This is a genomic window from Streptomyces sp. NC-S4 (genome assembly GCF_054353315.1).
In genome coordinates this window covers 4,203,624-4,225,694 of the sequence record NZ_CM135937.1, presented here as the reverse complement: position 1 = coordinate 4,225,694, position 22,071 = coordinate 4,203,624, and the positions used below count along the sequence as shown (strand labels likewise).

The 22,071-nt window shown below is 71.8% G+C and carries 16 protein-coding genes; 2 read left to right on the top strand and 14 right to left on the bottom strand.

Features of this window, described 5'->3' with window-relative positions:
* Window positions 1–2: 2 nt before the first annotated feature.
* From ACXNSR_RS18675 to ACXNSR_RS18610, 14 genes are all read right to left on the bottom strand, one after another.
* Window positions 3–1,355 (bottom strand): condensation domain-containing protein, encoded by a 1,353-nt coding sequence (locus ACXNSR_RS18675; RefSeq protein ID WP_458643099.1) that lies wholly within the window; start codon window positions 1,353–1,355, stop codon window positions 3–5.
* The gene (gene fabF, locus ACXNSR_RS18670; RefSeq protein ID WP_458643098.1) at window positions 1,345–2,634 is read right to left on the bottom strand and encodes a beta-ketoacyl-ACP synthase II; all 1,290 of its coding nucleotides are present in this window, start codon (window positions 2,632–2,634) and stop codon (window positions 1,345–1,347) included. Before fabF ends, ACXNSR_RS18675 begins: the two co-directional genes overlap by 11 nt.
* Window positions 2,627–4,354: a thiamine pyrophosphate-binding protein gene (locus tag ACXNSR_RS18665; RefSeq protein ID WP_458643097.1), complete on the bottom strand. Its 1,728-nt coding sequence runs from the start codon at window positions 4,352–4,354 to the stop codon at window positions 2,627–2,629. Before ACXNSR_RS18665 ends, fabF begins: the two co-directional genes overlap by 8 nt.
* Window positions 4,351–7,011, bottom strand: a complete 2,661-nt coding sequence (locus tag ACXNSR_RS18660; RefSeq protein ID WP_458643096.1) for an aldehyde dehydrogenase family protein — start codon at window positions 7,009–7,011, stop codon at window positions 4,351–4,353. The genes ACXNSR_RS18665 and ACXNSR_RS18660 overlap by 4 nt, the downstream gene beginning before the upstream one ends.
* 211 nt (window positions 7,012–7,222) lie before the next feature.
* On the bottom strand, window positions 7,223–8,464 hold the full coding sequence (locus ACXNSR_RS18655; protein ID WP_458643095.1) for an ATP-grasp domain-containing protein: 1,242 nt from the start codon (window positions 8,462–8,464) through the stop codon (window positions 7,223–7,225).
* Complete coding sequence (locus ACXNSR_RS18650) at window positions 8,461–9,624, bottom strand: MFS transporter (RefSeq protein WP_458643094.1); 1,164 nt, start codon at window positions 9,622–9,624, stop codon at window positions 8,461–8,463. The genes ACXNSR_RS18655 and ACXNSR_RS18650 overlap by 4 nt, the downstream gene beginning before the upstream one ends.
* A 103-nt stretch (window positions 9,625–9,727) precedes the next feature.
* Window positions 9,728–10,705, bottom strand: coding sequence for an AurF N-oxygenase family protein (locus ACXNSR_RS18645; RefSeq protein ID WP_458643093.1), 978 nt, complete (start codon window positions 10,703–10,705; stop codon window positions 9,728–9,730).
* Complete coding sequence (locus ACXNSR_RS18640) at window positions 10,702–11,961, bottom strand: ATP-grasp domain-containing protein (protein ID WP_458643092.1); 1,260 nt, start codon at window positions 11,959–11,961, stop codon at window positions 10,702–10,704. Before ACXNSR_RS18640 ends, ACXNSR_RS18645 begins: the two co-directional genes overlap by 4 nt.
* Before the next feature lie 74 nt (window positions 11,962–12,035).
* Window positions 12,036–16,997, bottom strand: a complete 4,962-nt coding sequence (locus ACXNSR_RS18635) for an amino acid adenylation domain-containing protein (protein ID WP_458643091.1) — start codon at window positions 16,995–16,997, stop codon at window positions 12,036–12,038.
* Window positions 16,998–17,034: 37 nt separating this feature from the next.
* Entirely contained in the window at window positions 17,035–17,781 is a 747-nt protein-coding gene (locus ACXNSR_RS18630; RefSeq protein ID WP_458643090.1) for a thioesterase II family protein, read from the bottom strand.
* Entirely contained in the window at window positions 17,778–17,999 is a 222-nt protein-coding gene (locus ACXNSR_RS18625; protein ID WP_458643089.1) for an MbtH family protein, read from the bottom strand. The genes ACXNSR_RS18630 and ACXNSR_RS18625 overlap by 4 nt, the downstream gene beginning before the upstream one ends.
* A gap of 2 nt (window positions 18,000–18,001) precedes the next feature.
* Entirely contained in the window at window positions 18,002–19,021 is a 1,020-nt protein-coding gene (sbnB, locus tag ACXNSR_RS18620; RefSeq protein WP_458643088.1) for a 2,3-diaminopropionate biosynthesis protein SbnB, read from the bottom strand.
* Window positions 19,009–20,055 (bottom strand): 2,3-diaminopropionate biosynthesis protein SbnA, encoded by a 1,047-nt coding sequence (sbnA, locus tag ACXNSR_RS18615; RefSeq protein ID WP_458643087.1) that lies wholly within the window; start codon window positions 20,053–20,055, stop codon window positions 19,009–19,011. The genes sbnB and sbnA overlap by 13 nt, the downstream gene beginning before the upstream one ends.
* A 104-nt stretch (window positions 20,056–20,159) precedes the next feature.
* Entirely contained in the window at window positions 20,160–21,158 is a 999-nt protein-coding gene (locus ACXNSR_RS18610) for a LuxR C-terminal-related transcriptional regulator (protein ID WP_458643086.1), read from the bottom strand.
* Window positions 21,159–21,337: 179 nt separating this feature from the next.
* Here ACXNSR_RS18610 and ACXNSR_RS18605 point away from each other — a divergent pair, with 179 nt between their 5' ends.
* On the top strand, window positions 21,338–21,634 hold the full coding sequence (locus tag ACXNSR_RS18605; RefSeq protein ID WP_458643085.1) for a hypothetical protein: 297 nt from the start codon (window positions 21,338–21,340) through the stop codon (window positions 21,632–21,634).
* A gap of 217 nt (window positions 21,635–21,851) precedes the next feature.
* Entirely contained in the window at window positions 21,852–22,019 is a 168-nt protein-coding gene (locus ACXNSR_RS18600; protein ID WP_458643084.1) for a hypothetical protein, read from the top strand.
* Window positions 22,020–22,071 lie beyond the last annotated feature (52 nt).

Genomic DNA, 22,071 nt, shown 5'->3' with positions numbered 1-22,071 from the left:
TCTCAACGGATGCGGGTGCGCAGCTCGGACACGGCGAGCTCCGGCTCGTGCGCGGCGGCGGCGGCCACGGCCATGACGGCGTCGATCAGCGGCTCGGGGTCCGGCAGGACGCGGGTGTCGTAGGTGATGGTGGCCTCGACGGTGCCCGGCCGGTCCATGTAGTAGTTGATCCAGACCGCCGCGGTGGCCGGGCCGGCGGGCCGCTCCCCCTCCCACAGCGGAGCGAGGAAGTCCCGCGCCGCGGTCGTGGCCTTCGTGCCCGGTCCGAGGACGAGCGGGCGCGCGGGCGGCAGGACGTTCACCCCGACGTTGCGCGGCGCCAGCGGGGCCACCTCCCGGATGGACCGCCCGTAGGTGGGCGGCAGGGCTTCGTTGGCCCGGCAGTGCGCGGTGATCCAGTCACCCACGGTCCGGGGCTCGGGGCTCGGCGGAACCAGCACGCAGGGCTCCACGAGGGGGCCGATGACCAGGACGTCCTCCGGCTTCGCATGGCCGTGCCGCAGGCTGAGCAGGGCCTGCGCCCCGTCCGCCCACAGGCCCGCCGCGAGGGCGGTCGCGGCGAACAGCACCTCGGCGCGGCTCAGGCCGGTCCGGTTGGCCGCGCCCGTCAGGTCGGCGGCGAGCCGGTCGGGCAGCGCACCGTCGAAGGTCCCGTCGCCCATGAACTGCTCGGGCGCCGCGCCACCGCCGGGCAGCCGCAGGGCCGGACCGGGCAGCGGGTGCGGCCGGAGCAGATCGGTCCACCGGGCGAGGCTCTGCAGGCGTACGTGTTCCTCCGGCAGGTCGTCGAGGTACGCGGCGAACCCCCGGCCGCGTACCGAGTATTCGCCCGACCGGTAGGCACCGGCGACGGCCCGGGTCAGCAGCCCGAGCGCCCAGCCGTCGATCACGGAGTGGTCGAAGGAGAACGCGAGCAGCTGCTCCTGCCCGGTGTCGTCGCCGGCGGCCCGCAGGAGGCAGACCCGGCCGACGGGATCGCGGCGCAGGTCGGGCTTGCCGAAGAACACCGGTGCGAGGAAGGCGGTCGCCTCCGGGGAGAGCCGGCCGTCGGTGACGACGGCCGGGAGCTCCACGGTCTCCAGCTCCAGCGGAGCGGGCCGCTGCCGCTCCAGCCGCGGACCCTCCTGCGTCGCGCGCAGGCGCAGGTGCAGGACGTCCGTGGCCAGGGTGACCCGCTCCACGGCGGCGGCGAGGCGCGCCGCGTCGAGGGGGCCGCGGACCCGGAAGAGGTTCCACGCCATCTCCGCCGGGTTCCGGCGCAGATAGCCGTCGGAGTCGGTCTCGCCGTTCGCCAGGCCCCTTACCGGCATGCCGTACGCGGGCAGCGTCACGGCGGCGCCGTCGTCAGTGCTCATGCGGGGCCTCCCAGGCGCGCAGGACGAGAACGGCGTTGTGACCGCCGAAGCCGAACGAATTGCTCATCGCCACGTCGACCCGCCGCTCCCGCGCTTCGTGGGGTACGAAGTCCAGGTCCTCGTCGATCGGACGGTGGCAGTTGATCGTCGGCGGGACCACGGAGTGCCGGATCGCCAGACCGGCGACGATGGCCTCGACGGCACCCGCGGCACCGATCATGTGCCCGGTCATCGACTTGGTCGAGCTGATCGGTATGCGCTCGGCGTGGCTGCCGAAGACCGACCGGATCGCGTCCACCTCGGTCCGGTCGTTGGCCTGGGTGGAGGTGCCGTGCGCGTTGATGTAGTCCACGTCGGCCGGCCGCAGTCCGGCGTCGGCGAGGGCCTGCGCCATCGCGGTCCGGGCGCCGCGCCCCTCCGGGTGGGGCGCGGTCCAGTGGTGCGCGTCCGAGGTCGAGGCGTATCCGGCCACCTCGGCCAGGATGGTCGCACCGCGGGCCAGGGCGTGCTCCTCGGCCTCCAGGACCAGCACGCCGGCGCCCGCGCTCATGACGAAGCCGTCGCGGTCCTCGTCGAACGGGCGGGAGGCCCCGGCCGGGTCGCCGGTGCGCGTCGACAGCGCGTGGGCGTTGCCGCTGGTGGCCAGGTCGACCCGGGTGAGGATGTGCTCGGCGCCGCCCGCGACGGCGACGTCCACGGTGCCGTGCCGGATCCAGCCGGCCGCCTCGCCGATCGCGTCGGCCCCGGAGGCACAGGCCGTGCTCAGGGCCCTGGTCGGCCCGGTCGCCCCGTACTCGAAGCTGATCTCGCAGGCAGCGCTGTCCATGGCGCCGGTGATCTGGGCGAAGGGGCTGACCTTCCGGGGGCCGTGCTCCACCAGCGCCATCAGGTGCTTGGCGGTGGAGGTCACCGGCCCGTAGCCGCTGCCGATCAGCACTCCGGTCCGCTGCCCCGTGGTCTCGTCCAGGACGAGACCGGCCTGCCGCATCGCCTCGGCGGCGGCCGCGAAGGCGTACTGCGCGTACGGGTCGGTGCGCCGGGCCCGGCGGGTGTCGAGGTAGCGGGACGCGTCGAAGCCCTTGACCTCCCCGCCGAAGTCGGTGGCCAGGCCGGTGGTGTCGACGCCGGTCAGCGCGGTGATGCCGCTCTTCCCGGCCGTCAGCGCGTCCCAGGTCTCGTCGACGGACAGGCCGAGGGGGGTGACGGCCCCCCAGCCGGTGATCACGACCTTCCGGGAGGATCCGGTGCGGGCCGGTGCCGCGCTCTGCGCCTCACTCATCGCCCGCCGCCCCGATCTGGGGGAAGTCGCCGCCGGCCACGTCGGCGCCGAACATCGCGTCGGTCAGGCGCACCGGCACGTTGAGCACGACCACTTCACCGGCGGCGCACTTCTGCCAGGCCCGCGCCACCTCCGAGGCGAGGGACTCCTTGTCCGAGAGGGTCACCTGGTGCAGTCCGGGGAGCTGCGGGGCCTGGGCGCCCACGGCCTCCGGGTCGACGAACGCGTGGTCGCCCACCGGGTTCTCCCGCTGGTCGAGCTGGACCTGCAGCCACCCGTAGCCGCCGTTGCGCAGCACCACGTAGAGCAGGCCGCCGCCGTACTTCACCGCGGTGGGCAGGTCGACCCCGGCCATGGCGAACGCGCCGTCGCCGACGAACGCCACCACCGGCCGCTCGGGCGCGGCGAGTTTGACGCCGAGCGCGGCGGCCGCGCCGAAGCCCAGGCTCGTCTGCTCGGACGGGACGACGGATCCGGCCCCCGACGCGCAGGCGTACAGCGGGAACTTGTACGACCACATGTCCTGCAGACCGTTCTCCTGGACCAGGATCCGGTCGGCGGGCAGCTCCGCGTCCAGAGCCGCGAGGACCTCTGCGATGTGGAGTTCCGGGGAGCCCGCCAGCTCCGCGAGGAGTTCGCGGTGCGCGGCGTGCAGTTCGGTGTGCACGGCGCGCACGGCCGTGGTCCACTCGTCGTCCGCGTCCCGCGCGGGCAGGTGTGCCAGCCAGGAACGGACGGTGGCCCCGGCGGGAGCCAGCACCTTGGGTCCCCGGAAGGTGGTCGCGAAGTCCGCCGCCACCACGTTGACCTGGATGACGGGCACCTCGTCGCCGATGGCGGCGGGCCACTGGAAGGTGGCCGTCTCCTCCAGCCGGGTGCCCAGGGCCACCACGCAGTCGGTCTCCTGCCACAGCCGGGCCGCCTGCTCGGGCGTGTAGAGGCCGGCGAGACCGCAGAACAGTGGTGACGCCTCGTCCACGGCACCCCGGCCGGACGCCGTGCTGAACACCGCCGCGCCGAGTCGCTCGGCCAGGCGCTCCAGCTCGCGGCCGTGGTTCTCGTGGCGGGTGCCGCCGCCGACGAGGAGGACCGGGCGGCGGGCCGCGCGCAGGGCCCGCAGGGCCGCCGAGTCGGCCGGCGTGACGATCTCCTCCGGGGTCTCGGCCGGGTCCGGCGCCGCCGCGGACGCCGCGGTGAGGGCCGTGGCCTGCGCGAGCAGGTTCTCCGGCAGCTCCACGTACACGGGGCCCCGCTCGTGCCGGGCGACCAGGAGGGCGCGCCGGAGGGTGGGCACCAGCCGGTCGGGGTGGTCGACCCGGGCCGCGTACTTGACCAGGGGGGCGACGACGGCGAGCTGGTCGAGTTCCTGGAACGCCCCGCTGCCGCGGTGCTGGGCCCCGGTGCCGCCGCTGAGCAGCAGTACGGGGGCCGCGGAGGCGGCCGATTCGAGCAGCCCGGTGACGGTGTTGGTCACCGCGGGACCCTTGCCGACGACGGCGACGCCGACCTCTCCCGACTGGATCGCCCATCCGGTGGCCATGAACATCGCGTTGCGCTGGTCGCGGCACAGGACGAACCGGATCCCGGCCTCGTGGGCAGCCTCCAGCGCGTACATGTCGTCGCCGGGCAGCCCGAAGACCGTGCGGACGCCCGAGGCGGAGAGGACCGCGGCGGCGGTGGTCCAGGCGGCGGCCGCCGACGTGTTCGATTCGTTGCTCATGACTGTCCCGGGAGGTAGGAGGCGACGACCTTCGACAGCAGCAGCGGCTCCGTGTGCCGCTTGCGGCCGACGGAGACGTAGTTGGCGCGGATGCCCCGGCCGCCGAAGGGCTTGTTGCCGTTCTCGATCTCGATCAAGGTCTCGTCGACGCTCACCATGTGGCGCTCCCGCAGGGCCTCCACGGTGTCCGGCAGCGTTCCGAACACCGAGGCCGCCATGGCGCGTTCGGCGTAGTAGGGGTGGCGCAGCAGCTCGTTCAGCCACTCCTGCGAGGAGTAGGGCACCACGTTGAAGACGGGGGCGAACATCTCGGGGGGCAGGAACTGCGTGTCCGTCGGGTGGATGAGGACGGTGGGCCGGACGTGGCGGTCCACGAAGTCGATGCGGCCGCCGGCGGCGACGAACTCGCGCTTGCTGCGCAGGTAGTCCAGCGTCGATTCGAAGGCCTCGTCGTAGAACAGCGCGCTGTAGTCGGCCGTGGCGTCGCTGGGTGCGCCGTGGCGCAGTGCCTCGACCCGCCGCGTCAGCAGGTTGCAGAACTGGGCGCTCACCGAGGTGTGGACGAAGACGACGTCCGGGCCGAAGCAGTCCTGCCCGGAGTTGAGCATGCGGACCTTGATCAGGCCGTCGACGGCCCGGTTCAGGTGCGCGTCGGCGCCCACGATGTACGGGTTGATGCCCTGGCCGAAGAAGCAGAACACCGTCTCCTGGGGCAGCTGTTCGCGGATCGCCTCGGCGTTCTCGTACGAGCCGGTGAAGACGAGGACGTCGGACTTCTTGCCGACCTGCTCCATGAACTCGCGCTGGCCGCTGTCGTCGAGTACGAGCGGCAGGTCGTGGACCGTGCCGATCAGCTTGTGCAGGGCGCGGGTCTGGTCGCCGATCATCCGGGACGGGCGGAAGACGATCTTCTCGCTGTACAGGCTGGGGATGACGACGTAGAGGATGTAGCCGTAGAGCGGGATGTTCGACGGCATCAGCACGCTGGTCAGCCGGCTCGCCTGCGGGCCGTAGCGCGCCACCTCCGCGACCGCGCCTTCGAGCGCCTCGATGGAGGCGTCTATCTCGTCCGTGGCCGTGCGGTGGTTGCAGACCTCGGTGAGGATGCCGAGGATCTCGGTCCGGCGCTCGCTCAGCAGCCGGGCCACGTCCTGCAGGACCGTGATCCGGTCCGCGAAGGGAATGGCGGGACCGGTCTGCTTCGGGGCTTCGGTCTTCTGCTCGCGGTTGCGCAGGGCCGCCTGGGCCATGTAGCCCAGCGCGGTGAGGTTCGCCTTGCCGTTGGTGTGCTCCGGGAACTCCGGTACGACGAGCACCTTGTTCGGCTGCTCGAACTCGGCCACCAGATCGGCGAACACCCGGCGCCAGTGCGCGGCGGGCCGTGCTTCGGGGTCGGCGACGACGAAGACGAGGTCCGTGCCGTAGCGGCCGTTCTCCACGGGAACGACGCGTACGGGCCGGCCGCACTCGCTGGCCTTGGCGGTGATGGCGTCGGGGTAGAGCGTGTTGCCGAAGCGGTGCACGGCCGCCTTGCGGCCGAGGACCCGCAGATTGCCGTCCTCGTCGAGGAAGCCGAGGTCCTGCGTGCGGTGGACGGTGCGCTGGGTCTCGCGGACCCGGCCGCCCGGTTCCAGCATCCCCACCATCAGGTCGGGGGAGTGGACGATCACCTCGCCGATCTCTCCGGCCGGCACCGGGCGGTCCTCGTCGTCGACGACGGTCACGGTGATGCCGGGGAGGGGGCGGCCGCAGTGGACCGGGTTCCCGGGCGCGGCCAGTGCGATGTTGCCCGCCTCGGAACTGCCGTACCCGTCGAGCAGGGGCTTGCCCAGCTGCTCGGTGAAGCGGCGCAGGAGATCGTCCTGCAGCGGCTCGCCGCCGACGCACCACATGCGTACCGACTCCAGCAGCGTGGTGCTGGTGTGTCCGCGGTCGAGCAGGCGCAGCACGCCCTCGTACACGGCGGGAACGGAGTCCACGACGGTGACGCCCAGGTCGACGATGGCGTCGAGGGCCAGGTCCGTGCGCCGGCTCGGGAGCAGGACCAGGCGGGCCTTCGTCTGCCACCACAGCAGCAGGATCGAGAGACCGTACTGGTGCGTGAAGGGCAGCAGCGGCAGCAGCACGTCCGCCTCGGTGTACTGCATGCGGTCCTGCGTGCGCGACACGTTGGCCAGTACGGAGCTGCCGGAACGCACGATCCCCTTGGGCCGGCCCAGGCTGCCCGACGTCCAGACGATCAGGGCGTCGGAGCGCTGCGCCCACCGCTCGAACGAGAGCTCGGCCGGCTCGCCGTCACTGTGCTCCGCCGCCGTGGCGAGCGCCTGCAGGGGCACCCACCGGGCGTCGAGCTTCTCGAAGGCGGCCGCCGGCTCCTCGTGGTCGGAGACGAAGAAGTCCGCGTCGGCCTCCGCCACCAGACGTGCGAACTGGTTCGGGGTCACCCCGCGGTCGACCAGTCCGACGGAGACGCCGATCTCCATGAGCGCGAACGTGGCCAGAACCGAGGCCGCGGAATTGGCGGACGAGAGCAGAACCCGGTGGGATTCATCGACTCCGCGGGCCCGCAGCTCCTGTACGACACTCGCGCAGGCAGCCCGTACCTCTCGCCATGAACGGTCGCTTTCATTTCGGCTGATGAGCACCCGAGAACACATCCAATCTTCGAACGGAGTTGGCGACGGCGGCCATCAATCGGATCCGGATCGAATACAACTTCACCGGGAAGACGTTAGGAGCGGGTACTCAAGTACGAATCGAGCGGTTGTGTAGTGCGAATGTCGACGGGAGTCGACGACATGCCGATGCCGTCCGGGCGGTCGGGCTCGGACGGCATCGGCATCGGGAGTGGCGGCGGTCTTCCGCCCTTCACGGGGAAATCGGAACCCCGGCATACATTCCGGCGGATTCCATGGACCGGATCACCGCCTGATCGCGGTCCAGCTCGGCCTCCGTACCTGCGGTGAGGGAGACGAAACCGGGGGAGGTCGCCATGTCGACGGTCGCCGCCATCGCTGCGCCCGCGCGGACACCCGTGACCAGCCGGTCGAAGGTGGGCAGGGCGCGGAAGCGGTCGTGCCAGGCCGCCGAGGTGCCGGCATCCCCGTTGATCAGCCAGATGTTGCGGACGTAGCCGTCCCAGCGCACCGCCTGGTCCTGGAAGGCGTGGAACGCCGACGGGTCGGTGAGGGCGACGGCGAGCAGGTCGACGTGGGAGGTGCCCGAGTGCCGCTCGATCACGTCGGGCAGCATGGCGCCCATCAGCCGCGCCCCGGTCTCGATGAGCACCGGGCCGTCCGCGGTGAGCATCACCTCGCTGTGCGCGGCGCCGTCGGTGATTCCGAGCGCCGTGACGGCCGACACCACGTAGTCGACCAGCTCCCGGACGTGCGGCGCGGTCATCGGCAGGGGCTGCTGGTAGTCGTACAGGGGCGCACCGGCCGGGCCGTCGGTCTTCATCGAGAGCCAGACGTCGGAGACCTTCTGCACGCCGTCCACGGCCACCGTGTTGACGATGTACTCGGTACCGACGAGGAACTCCTGCACCACCGCCGACGGGTTCGGGTTGCCGAAGTAGTCGTTGCTGCGCATGACGGCCGCGCAGGCGGAGCGCACCTCCTGCGCGGTCGAGCAGATGTGCACGTTGTCCGTGCCGGCACTGGCGGCGGGCTTGACCACGACGGTGGTGCCCGCCGCGCGGAACCACTCCACGGCCGCGTCCGGGTCGGTGGTGCTGAACCCGACCGGTGCGGCGAGACCCGCGTCCGTGAGGCGGCCGGCCATCGCGTACTTGTCGCGCCTGGCCTCGACCCCGTCGAACGCGTTGCCGGGCAGGCCGAGCTCGTGCGCCAGCGTGTCGGCGAGCACCACCCCGCACTCGGTCCCGGCGACCACGCGGTCGACCCCCGCCTCCTTCAACGCGCGCACGGCATCGGCCGGGTCGGGGAAGTGGCCGAGATCGGCCGCGTAGTACTCCGGCACGAACGAGGGGAGCAGGCGTGCGGGCGGTACTTCCTGGCTGCGGACGTGGAGGCACTCCACGCCCCGTTCGATCAGCTTCTTCACCAGCAGGCTGCCGGTCGAGTAGCCGTCGACTATCGCGATCTTCACTGTGGGGCTCCCGAGGTCTCCAGCTGTCCGTCCCGTCCGGCGGACAGATCGTTCTGCTTGTTCCGCAACCGCAGGTCGCAGAGGTAGGCCAGGCCCGCGAGCGCCGCGGCGACCGCGCCGATGACGGCGAAGGAGACGGCGGGTCCGCCGAGCTCCAGGGCCGTGCCGGCCAGCGGCGACCCGATCACGTTGCCGATCAGCAGCGCGCTGGCGTACGACCCCATGGCCACGCCCTTGCTGTCGTCCGGCGCGAGCCCGCTCACGGCACTGGCACTCGCCGACAGCGCGGGGGCCACCAGCAGGTTGGCGGGAACGGCGATCAGGCACAGCCAGTACCACTCGGTCGCGAGCCCGATCGGCATGCACAGCAGGCCGAGCGCCGCGCCCACCACGAACACGGACGGCGGCTTGCGCATGGCTCCGTAGAGGAAGCCGCCCAGCACGGAGGCGATCCCGGCGAGCACCAGCAGCAGCCAGCTCCACATGAGCTGGTCGTACCGCTGGAGCGTGCCGATCGCCGCGACCTCGAACCCGATCACGGCGATCGAGGTGGCGACGGTGATGCTGAGCGCGCACAGCATGCGCCCGGTGAGCCAGCTGCGCAGGCCGGGCCTCGGACCCTCGGCGGGCCGGGCCCGCTTGAGCGGCGGGTCGAGCAGCAGATAGGCCGCGCCGACCGCCAGGAGCATCGCGCCCATCACGGTGAACGCGATCGTGGGCGAGGCCATCGAGGCGAGCAGGATGCCCATCGACGGGCCCGCCATGTAGGCGATGTCGGTGGTGATGGCCTCGACCGCGTAGGCGGTGTGACGGTTCTCCTCGGTGACCATGTTGGCCAGGGCGAGCCGGATCACCGTGAAGGCCGGGAGGGTGGTCAGGCCTCCGACGAACGCCGCGGCGAGCAGGGCCGGGTACGGCAGGAAGTGCGCCGTGCCCCAGAACAGGGCCTGGACGAGCACGAGCAGGCCGAAGACCCTGCGGAGTCCGTAGCGGTCGAGACCGCGGCCCTGCAGCGGGGCGCCGAGGCCGCCGCCGGCCGTCCAGAACGCGGCCACCAGGCTGCCCGCGCCGAATCCGAGATCCATGTTCCCCACCACGTGCAGGATGAGGACCGAGGAGATACCGAGGCCCGGCATTTTCGCCAGCAGGCCGATGACCATGAGGGGCCGGATTCCTGGTTCGGAAAACAGCCGCCGATAAGTGGAAAACACGAATAACGCCTCTCGCGTCGACAGTGAACGGGCCGCAACGGGCCCGGCGGGCCTAGTTCCCGTCCTCCCAGGCCCAGTCGACGTCACCGAGCAGGTCCATATCGGAAAGGAGCGAGCGCAGACCGCTGAAGTCACGCACGAGGTTCTTGCGATTCGCGTCGTGCTGGACCTCGGCAATCATCTCGTCCACGCGGGGCACCCCGTGCATCGTGAGGATCCGGTGCCAGGTCCCGTAGTCGTTGGCGACGAACGCCTCGAGGCCCGTGATCAGGGTGTCGACGAAGAACCGCTGCTGATCCCTGGAGAGGAAGTCGTAGACGGTCTTCGCGAGCTCCCCGGTGATGGACGCGTGGCAGATCTCGTCGCGGTTGTGCAGCGCCACCGTCGTCGAGTTGATGACCTGGATGTCCCGGTCGTTCGACAGCAGGTGCAGGTACGCACTGATCGAGGTCTCCGACACCGTCGCGAACGCCAGCGTCGTGAGCTTCTTCTCCCAGGACTCGCTGCAGCCGTCCCGCAGCTCCGCGAGCCGCTGGACCAGGTGCGGGGCCGGGAGCACCGTGTCGGGGAGGGTGATGTTCCGCTTCTGCCGGGTGATCGTGCTCGCGTTGAGGTGCATCAGCGTGTGGTACTGCTCGTCCACCATGGCCTGGGCGAGCGAGGTTTCGAGCGCGGGCCCCCCGAGCGAGGGGAACTCGCCCTCGATGAGGTAGGCGAAGGCCGGGTTGACCACCCGCTGCTCCGCGAGGACCGTGTGCTTGTTGTAGCCCAGCCAGGCCCAGCTCAGGATCCGGCTGCGGACCTCGGGGTCCAGTGCCTCCCACACCGGGTGCCCGACGAACGGGACGAGGTGTTCCGGGTAGTCGGGACGGTCGACCTCGAACAGGTCCTCCAGCTCGGGTTCCTTGCGCTTCACCGTCGCCCGGCGGTGCCAGTTGCCGGCCAAGCGCGTGATGACCGCGTTCTCCACCGGATGCGTGGGATCGAAGGGCGGGAACCCGGGTATTTCCGTCAGTACGTTGCTGTTCATGCGCGCTCCACGTCGTAGAAGCCCGGTCCGTCCAGGTAGCAGATCGCGTTGAAGTCGCGTTCGACGACCTCGGCCGAGGAGTGCGCGAAACCGACGGCGATGGTCTTGGTGGAGTCGTCGACGGTGCGCACGATGACCTCGCCCGGCCGGATGAAGGTCTCCACGTTGTTGAAGCTCTCCATGCCCTTGACCACGTCGAGCAGGGGGTAGCGGACGAGCCTGCCCTCCCGCGGCGCGGTCGGCCAGCACACGGACACGTGCCGTTCGAAGCGGTACGGGCGCCGGTACTCGGCGAGGAAGCGCTCGGGGCGCAGGTACGCCTCCACGGTCCAGCCGATCTGCGACTCCCCGGCGCCCAGCTCGGCGTAGTACGGGGTGTTCGCGCCCGCCATGCGCGCCCCGACCTCGACGAGGCACGGCCCGTCCTCGGTCACGATGATCTCCAGGTGCGCCGGACCGTGCAGGATCCCGAGCGCGTCCAGGACGTCGGACGCGTAGTCGACCAGGACGCGGCGGACCGGGGAGTCCTCGGGGACGAGGTGCCCGCCGGTGATGCGGTCGCGCACGCCGGGGACGGACATCTTGCTGTACTTCCAGACGTCCGTGACCCGGTGCCGGCCGTCCCGGCTCACCGTGTCCACGACGTACTCGCCGCCGACCAGGTACTCCTGGACCACGGCCGCCGTGTTGGTCTCCGAGAAGACCGTCGTGCGGCCCAGGATGCCGCGCAGTGCGGCCGCCGACTCCTCGGGGGTGTCGCAGACGGCCACGCCGTCGCTGGCGGCGCTGCGCAGGGGCTTCACCACGACCCGGCCGCCGACCTCGCGGTGCCAGTCGGCCAGGGTCCGCTCGTCCTCGACGAGCAGCTGCCGCGCCGCGCGCAGTCCGGCGGCCCTGATCGTCTCGATCATGATGAACTTGTTCCGCCGGGCGGGCGAGAGCCGGCGGCCGTTGGTCGGCAGGCCGAGCTCCTCGCTGAGTTCGTCGGCCAGCTCGACGCCGTACTCACCGGCGGCGATGACGGCCACGGGCCGGTGCTCGGCCACCGCCGCGGCGGTATCGGCGAGCACACCCCGGTGGACGATGTCGGCACTGAAGGCCGAGGTGTCGAAATCGCCCTGGTAGCACTTCGGTACGTCCACGGTGGACTGCACGCGTACGACGTCACAGCCCTCGTCCATGAACGCCTTGGCCAGCGCGAAGCTGGAGGGGTACGCGTCGACTAGCACGACGACGCTCTTGCCGGTGTTGTTCACGCTTGCCTCTCTGCTTGCGACCGGGCGGTCGGTCAAGCTGCTGCGGTGTCGGTCATGCGATGTGCCGCTGTCGTTCATGCCGCCTCGTCCAGGGCCTCGGCGAGCTGCGCCACGGTCGGGTGACGGAGGACCAGGACCGGCGGGACCCGGTGTCCGAGCCGTTCCCCCAGCCGCGCCGCGACCCGGGTGACGGCCAGCGAGTTGCCGCCGACCTCGAAGAATCCGGCGTCGGCGCCGAGGGGGCCCTCGATGCCGAGGACCTCCTGCCACACCTCGGCCACGAGCAGTTGCTCCTCGGTGAGGTCCTGGGCGGCCACCGGCTCGGCGGCCATCGGCTGCGGCGCCGGCAGGGCGCCCCGGTCGACCTTGCCGTTCGGGGTGAGCGGGATCCCGTCCACGGCCGTGTAGCTCTGCGGAACCATGTAGGACGGCAACTGCTCCGCCAGGTGGGCCCGCAGGTGCGCCGGTACGGGCGCGGGGTCCGCCGGCGCGGTGTCCGCCGGGACGACGTAGGCCGCCAGCTGCTCGACGCCCGTCGTCGTACGGCGTACGGCCACCGCACAGTCGGCGACCGCCGGATGCGTGCGCAGCACGGACTCGATCTCGCCGAGCTCGATGCGGAAGCCGCGCACCTTGACCTGGTGGTCGTCGCGGCCCAGGAAGACCAGGTTCCCGTCCGGCAGCAGCTGCACCACGTCTCCCGTGGCGTACATCCGCGCGCCCGCCTCCTCCGCGAACGGGTCGGGCAGGTAGGCCTGTGCGGTCCTGGCGGGCTGCCCCAGGTAACCGCGGCCCACGGCGATCCCGCCGACGTACAGCTGGCCCCGGCATCCCGGCACCACCGGCCGCAGCTGCGGATCCAGCACGTACAGCCGCGCGTTGTCGGTGGCCCGGCCGAACGGGACGCTCGGGCGGTGCGCGTGCCGGTCGAGGAGGTCCTCGGTGATGGGGCAGTACGCGGAGGTGACGGTCGCTTCGGTGGGGCCGTACTCGTTGAAGACCTCGCAGCCCTCCGCGGTCGCGGCCAGGATGCGGCGCGCGACGTCGTGCGGCACGGCCTCCGCACCGGTGAAGAGCAGCCTGACGGACGCGAGCCCCCCGGCGACGTCGTCGGCCGCCTCCAGCAGGATCCTCATCTGCGACGGGGTCGCGTTGAGGGTGGTGATCCCGCGCCCGGACAGCTCGCGCAGGAACGCCTGCGGGTCGTAGGCCGCCGTGGAGCTCGCGAGGTGCAGCTGCGCGCCCGACACCAGGCACTGGAAGATCTCCCACACCGAGTTGTCGAAGGCCACCGAGTGGTTCAGCAGCGCGCGGTCCCGTCCGGTGAGACGGCACACCCGCTGGTTCCATTCGAGGAACGCGGTGATGTTGGCGTGGGTGATGGCGACACCCTTCGGCTTGCCCGTCGAGCCGGACGTGTAGATCACGTACGCCAGGTGCTGCGGCTCGGCCCGCGGCCCGTCGGGGACGTCGTGCTCCGCCGGCAGACCGGCCCCCGCGGTGACGGGGACGAGAGCCACCGAGTCGGGCAGCAGGGCTGCCGAGCCGTGCCCGGGGTCCGCGATCACCAGGCGCACGCCCGAGTCGTCCAGCAGGTGCTGGATCCGGTCGGCCGGGTAGCCGGGGTCGAGCGGGACGTAGGCGCCGCCGGCCTTCAGCACGGCGAGCAGGGCGACCACCATCTCCACCGAGCGTTCCAGGCAGACACCCACCAGACGCTCCGGTCCCACCCCCTCGGACCGCAGGACCCGCGCCAGCGCGGCGGCCCGGCGGTCGACCTCGGTGAAGGTGAGGGACTCGCCGTCACCCACGAGGCACACCCCGTCGGGGGTCGCGCGCACCTGGGCCTCCCACAGGTGCACCAGGGTGCTCGGCTCGGGCAGCGCCGCGGCGCGCTCGCCGCGGGACAGGCTGCGCAGTTCCCGCGGGTCGAGGATCTCCAGCCGGGACAGCGGAGCCGCGCTGTCGCCCACCATCTGCTCCAGGACCCGTACGAAGTGGGCGCCCAGCCGCTGGACGAACGCGTGGTCGAACAGGGCGGTGGCGTACTCGATCGACACCGAGAGGTCCCCGCCCCGAGCGGCGTGGTCGGTGACGTCGAAGGCCAGGTCGAACCTCGCCGAACCGAGCCGTCCTTCGAGTTCCTTGCGGTCGAACACCTCGGTGAGGGCGCCGGCGGGGGCCTCCTCGTCCAGGGCGAACAGCACCTGGAAGAGCGGGTTGCGGCTGAGGTCGCGCTGCGGGCAGAGCTCCTCGACCAGCTTCTCGAACGGCAGCTCCTGGTGGGCGTACGCCTCCTTCGCGACCTCGCGGACCCGGCCGAGGAGCTCGCGCCAGGACGGGTCGCCGGAGAGGTCGGTGCGCAGCACCGCCGTGTTCACGAAGTACCCGACGGCGTCCGCGGTCTCCGCCCGCTGCCGGCCGCCGATCAGCGTGCCGACGGCCACGTCGGTCATGTCGGCGTACCGGCCCAGCAGCACCTGGAGCGGTGCGAGCAGCCCCATGAACAGCGTGACGCCTTCGGCCCTGCACAGTTCGCGCACCCGGTCGGCCAGGCGGGCGGGGACACGGAACAGCTCGCGCCGTCCGTGGTGCCCGGCGACCGCCGGGCGCGGCCGGTCGGTCGGCAGCTCCAGCGCGGGGACACCGGCCAGCTGCTCGCGCCAGTAGCCGAGCAGCCGTGCCAGCTCCGCCTCGTCCAGCCGCTCGCGCTGCCACTGGGCGAAGTCGGCGTACTGCACGGGCGGCGCCGGCTCGGCGGGGCGGCGCCCGGCGCGCAGGTCCGCGTAGTGCGCGCCCAGTTCCCGCACGACCAGGTCGAGCGAGGTGCCGTCGGAGGCGATGTGGTGGAGGGTGAGCAGCAGCAGGTCGCGCTGCGGGGTGTGCAGCAGGTCCGCGCGGAGCAGCGGTGCCTCGTCCAGGGCGAACGGGATGCGGATCCGCTCGGTGAGCAGCTCGTCCAGCGCCTCCTCGGAGGTCTCGATGCGGGTGACGCGGACCGGTGCGGCGGGCTGCACCTGCGGCTCGGCCAGGCCGTCCACCGCCCGCAGCGCGGTGCGCAGCACCTCGTGCCGGCGGACCACGGACGACAGGGCCTCCTGCAGTTCCGGCACGGCGGCGCGTCCGTCCGGGAAGGCCAGGACGAGCGGCAGGTGGTAGGCGGGGATCCCGCTGTTGAGCTGTTCGAAGATCCAGATCCGTTCCTGGCCGAAGGAGAGCTCGGCCCGGGTGGCCGGGCGGATCGGCTCCTCGGGCACCGCGGACATCGTGCCGAGGGCCTCTGCGAGCCCGGCGGGCGTCGGGTGGGCGAACACCGTCCGGGTGTCGACCGGTACGGCGAGCACCTCGCGCAGCCGGACCACCGCGCGGACGGCGGTGAGGGACTGCCCGCCCAGGGCGAAGAAGTCGTCATGGGGGGAGACGTCGGCCAGTCCGAGCACCTCGCCCCACACCTGGCGGATGACAGCGGTCTCCGGTCGCAGGGGGCCGTCCCCGGCCACGGGCCCGGACGAGCGGACCCGCTCGTACGCGACACCGGCGAGGGCGCCCCGGTCGGCCTTGCCGGCGGGGGTCCGGGGAAGGGACGCCAGCACGGCGTACCCCTGCGGCACCATGTAGGCCGGCAGGCTCCGGGCGACGTGGTCGCGGATCCGGGCCGGCAGGTCGTCCGGCGCGGTCCCCGCACCGATCACGTACGCCACCAGCCGGGCACCGCCCGCGGCCTCGTGGTCGACGACGACCACGGCGTCCGCGACGAGCGGGTGGCTGCGTACGGCCGCCTCGATCTCGCCGGTCTCGATGCGATGGCCGCGCACCTTGACCTGCTGGTCGTTCCTGCCGAGCACCTCCAGGTCGCCCTCGGCGGTCCACCGGGCGAGGTCACCGGTGCGGTACAGGCGCTCCCCGGTGCCGCCGAACGGGTCCGGGACGAAGCGTTCCGCCGTCAGCGCCGGACGGTTCAGGTAGCCGCGGGCGACCCCTTCACCGCCGATCCACAGCTCGCCGGTGACGCCCCGCGCGACCTCCGCGCCCTGCTCGTCGACCACGTGGACCCGGGTGTTGGACAGCGGGCTGCCGACCGTCACCCGGCGGTCCGCCGCGTCGACGCGGGCCGCGGTGGCCCAGACCGTCGCCTCGGTCGGGCCGTACAGGTTCCACACCGTGCCGCCGGTGGCGAGCAGGTCCGCGGCGAGCTGCGGGTCCAGGGCCTCGCCGCCCGAGAGCAGGACGCGCCCTTCGCCACCGGTCCAGCCGGACGCCACGAGCATGCGCCACGTGGTCGGCGTCGCCTGGACGACCGTCACCCGGGCGTCCTCGATGGTGGAGGCCAGGAGCTCCGGGTCGGTGTTGGCGGCCTGCGGCGCCATGACCACGGTCGCGCCGAGCGTCAGGGGCAGGAACAGTTCGAGGGTCGAGATGTCGAACGAGAGCGGGGTCAGCGCGAGGACGCGGTCCCCGGCGGTGAGTCCGGGGCGTTCGGCCACGCTCGTGAGGAAGGACGCGATCGACGCGTGGGAGATGCCCACGCCCTTGGGCAGCCCGGTGGATCCGGAGGTGTAGATGGCGTACGCCAGGTGGTCCGGCCGCACCGCACCGCAGGGGGCCGCCGGGGCGTGCGGGCGGCCCGCCGCCGTGACCTCCTCGACCAGTACGAGTTCCACCGCCCCGGCGGCGTCCTGCGCCGCCGAACGGGCCTGCTCGCGGTGGAGGGCGTCGCACAGCACGAGGGCCGCGCCGGAGTCCGCCCGCATGTACCGCAGCCGGTCGGCCGGGTAGCCGGGGTCCAGCGGCAGGTACGCGGCGCCCGACTTCAGAATGCCGAGCAGCGCCACCACCATGTCGACGGACCGGCCCAGGCAGACGCCGACCAGCGACTCCGGGCCGATGCCGCGTCCGCGCAGCTCGGCGGCGAGCACGGCGGCGCGCCGGTCGACTTCGGCATAGGTGGCGCGGTCCGGACCCGCGATGACAGCAACCGAGTCAGGGGTCTTCGCGACCCGCTGCTCCCACAGTGCGACCAAGGTGGTCGACGCCATGAACTGATCCTTTCTCAACCCCAGAGGGGGACGTCCGTCAACTCCAGGCGGGGGCGGTGTGCGCGATCGACTCCGCCAGCCGCTGCTGCGCGCCGCGCACGTAGAGGTGATCGCCCGGGAACATCCGCAGTTCGAACCCGCCCGTCGTGTGCTGGCGCCAGGCGGCCAGCTCCGCGGCGCGGACGGTCTCGTCCTCGGAGCCGCCGAGCACGGTGAACGGGCAGGGCAGCGGCACCTCGTACGAGGGCTCGTACGTCTCGCACACGGTCAGATCCGCGCGCACCATGGGGAGCAGCAGCTCCTGGAGCTCGGGATCGAGGCCGGCCAGCTCGGCACGCCCGAGCCGTGCCAGCAGGTCGGCGTCCGGCAGGGCGTGCAGCTCGTCCCGGTCCGGCACGTGCGGCGCGCGCATCGCGGACAGGAACAGCCGGGCGGGCAGCCGCGCCCCCGTCTCGCGCAGCCGGTGGGCCACCGCGAAGGCGAGCAGCGCGCCCATGCTGTGTCCGAAGAAGGCGAAGGGCAGCTCCGAGCACCCCGCGATCAGCGGTGCCAGCTCGTCCACCACGGCGTCCACGGAGAACAGGCACGGCTCGGCGAACCGGTTCTCCCGGCCGGGCAGCTGCACGGAGCACACCTCGACACGGTCCGGGAAGTGGTCGGCCAGCTGGTAGGCGGAGGCGCCGGCGCCGGCATGGGGGAACACGAACAGGCGGCGGTCCGCCGTCCGCTCCCGGCTGTCCAGGCCGCGCAGCCACAGCGGCGCGGCGACGGTCTGGGTGCTCATCGCGCCGGTACCCCTGCCCCGGACGGGGACGGCGCGACCCGCGCGGAGCGCGGCGTCAGGTCGGTCCACACCTCTTCGATGCGGGCGAGGCACTCCTGCCTGGTGCCCTCGCCGCCGACCGCCGTCCAGCCGGCGGGCAGGGCGCGGTCGGCGAACCAGATCGAGTACTGCTCCTCGTGGTTGACGACGGTCACGTAGCGCTCTTCGCGGCTGCTCATGATCAGGCCTCCACGCCGTCGAAGAAGCCGGCCGCACGGTAGCCCTTGCCGGCCGCGACCACCCGGTCGTGCACCCACTTGCCGACGGCGAGGTCCAGCACGCCGAGGCCGAACGGGGCGAAGACCGCGGGGCGTCCGGCCTCCTTGGCGGCCCGCCCGGTGAGCAGGTCGCCGATGGTTCCGTCGATGAAGTCGCGGTTGCCGGTCCGCTGCTCGGTCAGGTGCAGCGAGGTGCGCTCGCGCACGGCGTGGTCCACGTCGTCGGTGAAGTTCTGCGCGGCGAGGACCACTTCGGGGGCGAGGTCGCGCAGCGAGAGGTGGAGCACCACCGGCCCGTGTGCCACGAGCTGCGGATCGTGCAGGTGCGGCTCGCCCGCGACGGTGGTGAGCACGACCAGGTCGCAGTCGGTGAACGCGTCCTCGACGCGGTCGGCGATCTCCACCTCGGCCGTGGAGTCCTTCGCGATGACCCTGCCGTAGCGTTCGGCGGCGTCCCGGTCGAGGTCGAAGAGCCGGAAGGCGGCGATCTCCCAGCCCAGGTCCCGCAGGAACTTCCACACGTGCTGGGCGATCAGGCCGGTGCCGACGACGCCGACCCTGCGGGCCCGCCGTTCACCGAGCAGCGCCTCGGCGCCGAGCACCGCGGAGGCCGCGGTACGGGTGGCGGAGATGATCGAGGACTCCATGCAGGCGAACGGGAACCCGTTGGTGCAGTCGTTGAGGATCAGGGTGGCCGAGGCCCGCGGGATCCCGTGCCGGGTGTTGTCGGGGAAGCTGGCGATCCACTTGTTGCCCGCGACGTCGAACTCGCCACCGAGGTAGGCGGGCAGGGAGATGACGCGGGAGCGGTCCTGGTGGGGGAACCGGAGGAAGGAGCTGTGCGGATTGGAGCTCTGGCCGGCGTCGTGCGCCAGATAGGCGGCGCGGACCACTTCCAGGATCTCCGGACGGCTGCCCTCGACCTCCGCGGCGACGGAGGCCGCGTCGATCACCGTCATGGTCGGCGGGGTCATGGCGTGCATATGAGCTGTTCTCCTTCGGTGCTCGGCCGGTCCTGTGCGAGGGCGGAGTGCAGCGCATCCTCCGCGCGCAGTCGCTGGAGCCAGTCGTGGTCGTAAACGGTCTTGAGGTAGGCGTGCCCGCGGTCCGCGGCGAGGAAGGCCACGGTGGGGCGGTGCCCGGTGGGCCGGTTGCGTGCGAAGTAGCTCCGGATCGCGGCGTAGATGCTGCCCGTCGATCCGCCGGCGAACAGCCCGTAGCGGGCGAGCAGTTCATGGCAGCTCTCGGCGGCCCGGACCTCGGAGACGATCTCGACGTCGTCGATCAGTGCCTGCTCGCACAGCGGCGGCACGATGCTGGATCCGATGCCGGGGATGCTGCGCTTCCGGGGCGGCCCGCCGAAGATCACCGATCCTTCGGTGTCCACGGCCACCACGACGCACTGCGGGAACTCTTCCTTGACCCTGCGGGAGACCCCCGCGATGGTGCCACCGGTGCCCACACCGACGAACAGGTAGTCGATCACGCCGGCGTCCTTGACCAGCTCTCCGGCGGTGAAGCGGTAGTGCGCCTCGAGCGCGTCCGGGTTCGCGTACTGGTTGGGCCAGTACGCATGGGGAAGCTCGGTCAGCAGTTCCTGGACCCGGGACAGGCGGGTCTTCAGGTAACCGCCCGTGGCGTCCCGGTCGACCACCCTCTCCACCCGTCGGCACAGGGTGCGCAGGTGCTCTTCCGTGCCCGCGTTGCAGTTGGGGTCGATCACCGGGACGAACGGAATACCCAGCAGGCGGCAGTAGAAGGCCAGTGCCAGGGCGAAGTTTCCGGACGAGGATTCCACGACGGTGGTGCCGTGGAGGATTTCTCCGCGGACGATCGCCTGTTCCAGGATCCAAAGCGCCGAGCGATCCTTGGTGCTGCCGGTCGGATTACAGAACTCCAGCTTGGCAACAATATTCAGTTCGTCATCTTCGAGGGGAATCAGCGGGGTCCCCGCCAGGCCGTTGCGGAGCTGCTTGATTCGCTCGACCAGCGCCTTGTCGGCATGTCTTTGAACCATGATCCGACTCTGGCACGCCGAATTCCGGACGGGCTCAAGCGCGACTCAAGCACGACCCGCCGCGGCTCCGGTGACGCCCGGCCCGGCCCGGCCGCGGGCACGCCTCACTCGGCGGCGGCGTCCAGGTGGCCACGGCGTACGGCCTCGACACCGGCCTGGAAGCGGCTGCGCGCCTCCAGCTGGGTGAGCAGGCCCGACACGGTCCTTCGCACGGTCCGGGCCGAGACCCCGAGCTGGTGGGCGATCGCGTCGTCGGTGAGCCCGCGCGCCATCAGGCGCAGGACCTCGGCCTGGTGCGAGGTCAGTTCCTCCGGAGCCCGCTCGGGACTCACGCCCAGCGGCTGTGCCGACTGCCATACGGACTCGAAGAGCGCGGAGATCAGCGTGATCGTGCCCGCGTTCTCCACCATCACCGCGCCCGCTCCGGTGTTCTGGCTGTCCGTCGCGATGAGGGCGATGCGCTGGTCGACGAGGATGAGACGGTTGGGCAGGGAGGGAGCGGTACGGATCATGCCCCCGTGGGCGACCAGCCATTCGGCGTGGGCGACGGTGGGCGCATCACGCCGGATGCTGTCGAGGTAGACGGTGCGCATGCGGATCCCCTGCTCGAGCAGCCGCAGGTTGAGAGGGCGTGACGCGACCATGTTCTCCGGCGTCTGCGGCCCCCCGGGGGCGAACGTCAGGAACTCCTCGCGCACTTGGGTGGTGAGGATCTCTATCTGTTCCCTGATGGCGTCGACGCCCGCCACGTACTGGAATCCCGAGCCGGCGCCAGGAGCGTACTGATGGGCGAACTGGGCCATCGTCTCCGCGACCACCGCGCGGCTCGCCTCGACGCGTTGCTGGTGCGCGGCCAGCGCGGCCTGCTGCTGGGCGAGCAGGGCTTCCAGGCCGAGAAGGGGGTTTACCGGACGTACCTGGGTGTGGTCCTCTGTCGAGCGTCGGACGAGCGCGAGCCGACTCAACCGGTCGAGCGCATCACGCACCGCGTCGGCCGGCAGACCCAGGGAGTCCGCCCAATCGGCGACGCCTCCCTCCGGGCGGGACAGCATGGTCCGGTACACGACCTCCGCGACCGAATCGATGCCCAGGCCAGAAAGCATTGGGACTCCCCCGAAATGTCCGATCCCCTGCGTGCGAACCAGCCCGGAGATTACATGAAGGCCCAGGTACGAGCAGTGACGGGGGTTACGCGCGGTGCTACCGCGCCGGGCGCCGGAGCGACGGGGACCGTCGTGGTGAGCGCACCGAGAATGTCCATTTTCTTACCCTAGGCGAAATCTTGTACCTCGTTCACGTCTACCTGGCGCCGCACCCGGCCGGCACCGCGCTGCCCATGGAAGTGGCGGCGCTCATCACGGGTGCCGCGGCGAGGACCCCGGAGATCCTGCACGTCGCCGTGCACCCGGCGGACGGCCCGGGTCCGGTCATCGGCGTCTACCTCAAGTCCGCGGCACCGGAGCTCGCCGAGTCCGCGGCGCGCGTGGCCTGGTGGAGCGCCGTGGACGAGCGGCCGTGGCTGGGGGAGTGGTCCCTGCTGCGGGCGTCGGTCTCCCTGGCGCCGGACACCGCCCGGTGATCCCCCTGCGGGCTGATTCGTACCCATGCGTACCGAGCGGGCGACCCTCGGCCTGTCCACATGCGGACATGACCGCTCTGCCCCTCCCCGGAGCCCTTCTCTCCACCCTTGTGCACCGGCCATATTCGGTGTCGGGGCCGATCGGCATCCCGGAGAAAGTCGTACGAGGGGGAACAGAAAGATGATGACGGTTCGTCGAGTTGCAGGTTTCGTCGCCGTGGCCGCCGCTGTGCTGACGATGGCGGTGGGTGCGGCCGAGGCGGGTCAGGCGCCGTCGGCGCACCAGGTCCGGAGCCTGGCGGACGACGCGGGCTGGCAGTCGCCCACCCCCCGCACGATGGCCGCTTCCGTCCAGACGTTCCGCTACGACGCCGGCTGGCAGTGACCCGCGGACTGCCAGGAGTTCAACCCGAGTACCCGCACTCGTGCGGGATGGA

Bases quoted from the DNA above. Each gene is read 5' to 3' on its own strand.
- ACXNSR_RS18675 (WP_458643099.1), bottom strand. From the start codon at position 1,355: ATGAGCACTGACGACGGCGCCGCCGTGACGCTGCCCGCGTACGGCATG.
- fabF (WP_458643098.1), bottom strand. From the start codon at position 2,634: ATGAGTGAGGCGCAGAGCGCGGCACCGGCCCGCACCGGATCCTCCCGG.
- ACXNSR_RS18665 (WP_458643097.1), bottom strand. From the start codon at position 4,354: ATGAGCAACGAATCGAACACGTCGGCGGCCGCCGCCTGGACCACCGCC.
- ACXNSR_RS18660 (WP_458643096.1), bottom strand. From the start codon at position 7,011: ATGTGTTCTCGGGTGCTCATCAGCCGAAATGAAAGCGACCGTTCATGG.
- ACXNSR_RS18650 (WP_458643094.1), bottom strand. From the start codon at position 9,624: ATGGTCATCGGCCTGCTGGCGAAAATGCCGGGCCTCGGTATCTCCTCG.
- ACXNSR_RS18645 (WP_458643093.1), bottom strand. From the start codon at position 10,705: ATGAACAGCAACGTACTGACGGAAATACCCGGGTTCCCGCCCTTCGAT.
- ACXNSR_RS18635 (WP_458643091.1), bottom strand. From the start codon at position 16,997: ATGGCGTCGACCACCTTGGTCGCACTGTGGGAGCAGCGGGTCGCGAAG.
- ACXNSR_RS18630 (WP_458643090.1), bottom strand. From the start codon at position 17,781: ATGAGCACCCAGACCGTCGCCGCGCCGCTGTGGCTGCGCGGCCTGGAC.
- ACXNSR_RS18625 (WP_458643089.1), bottom strand. From the start codon at position 17,999: ATGAGCAGCCGCGAAGAGCGCTACGTGACCGTCGTCAACCACGAGGAG.
- sbnB (WP_458643088.1), bottom strand. From the start codon at position 19,021: ATGCACGCCATGACCCCGCCGACCATGACGGTGATCGACGCGGCCTCC.
- sbnA (WP_458643087.1), bottom strand. From the start codon at position 20,055: ATGGTTCAAAGACATGCCGACAAGGCGCTGGTCGAGCGAATCAAGCAG.
- ACXNSR_RS18610 (WP_458643086.1), bottom strand. From the start codon at position 21,158: ATGCTTTCTGGCCTGGGCATCGATTCGGTCGCGGAGGTCGTGTACCGG.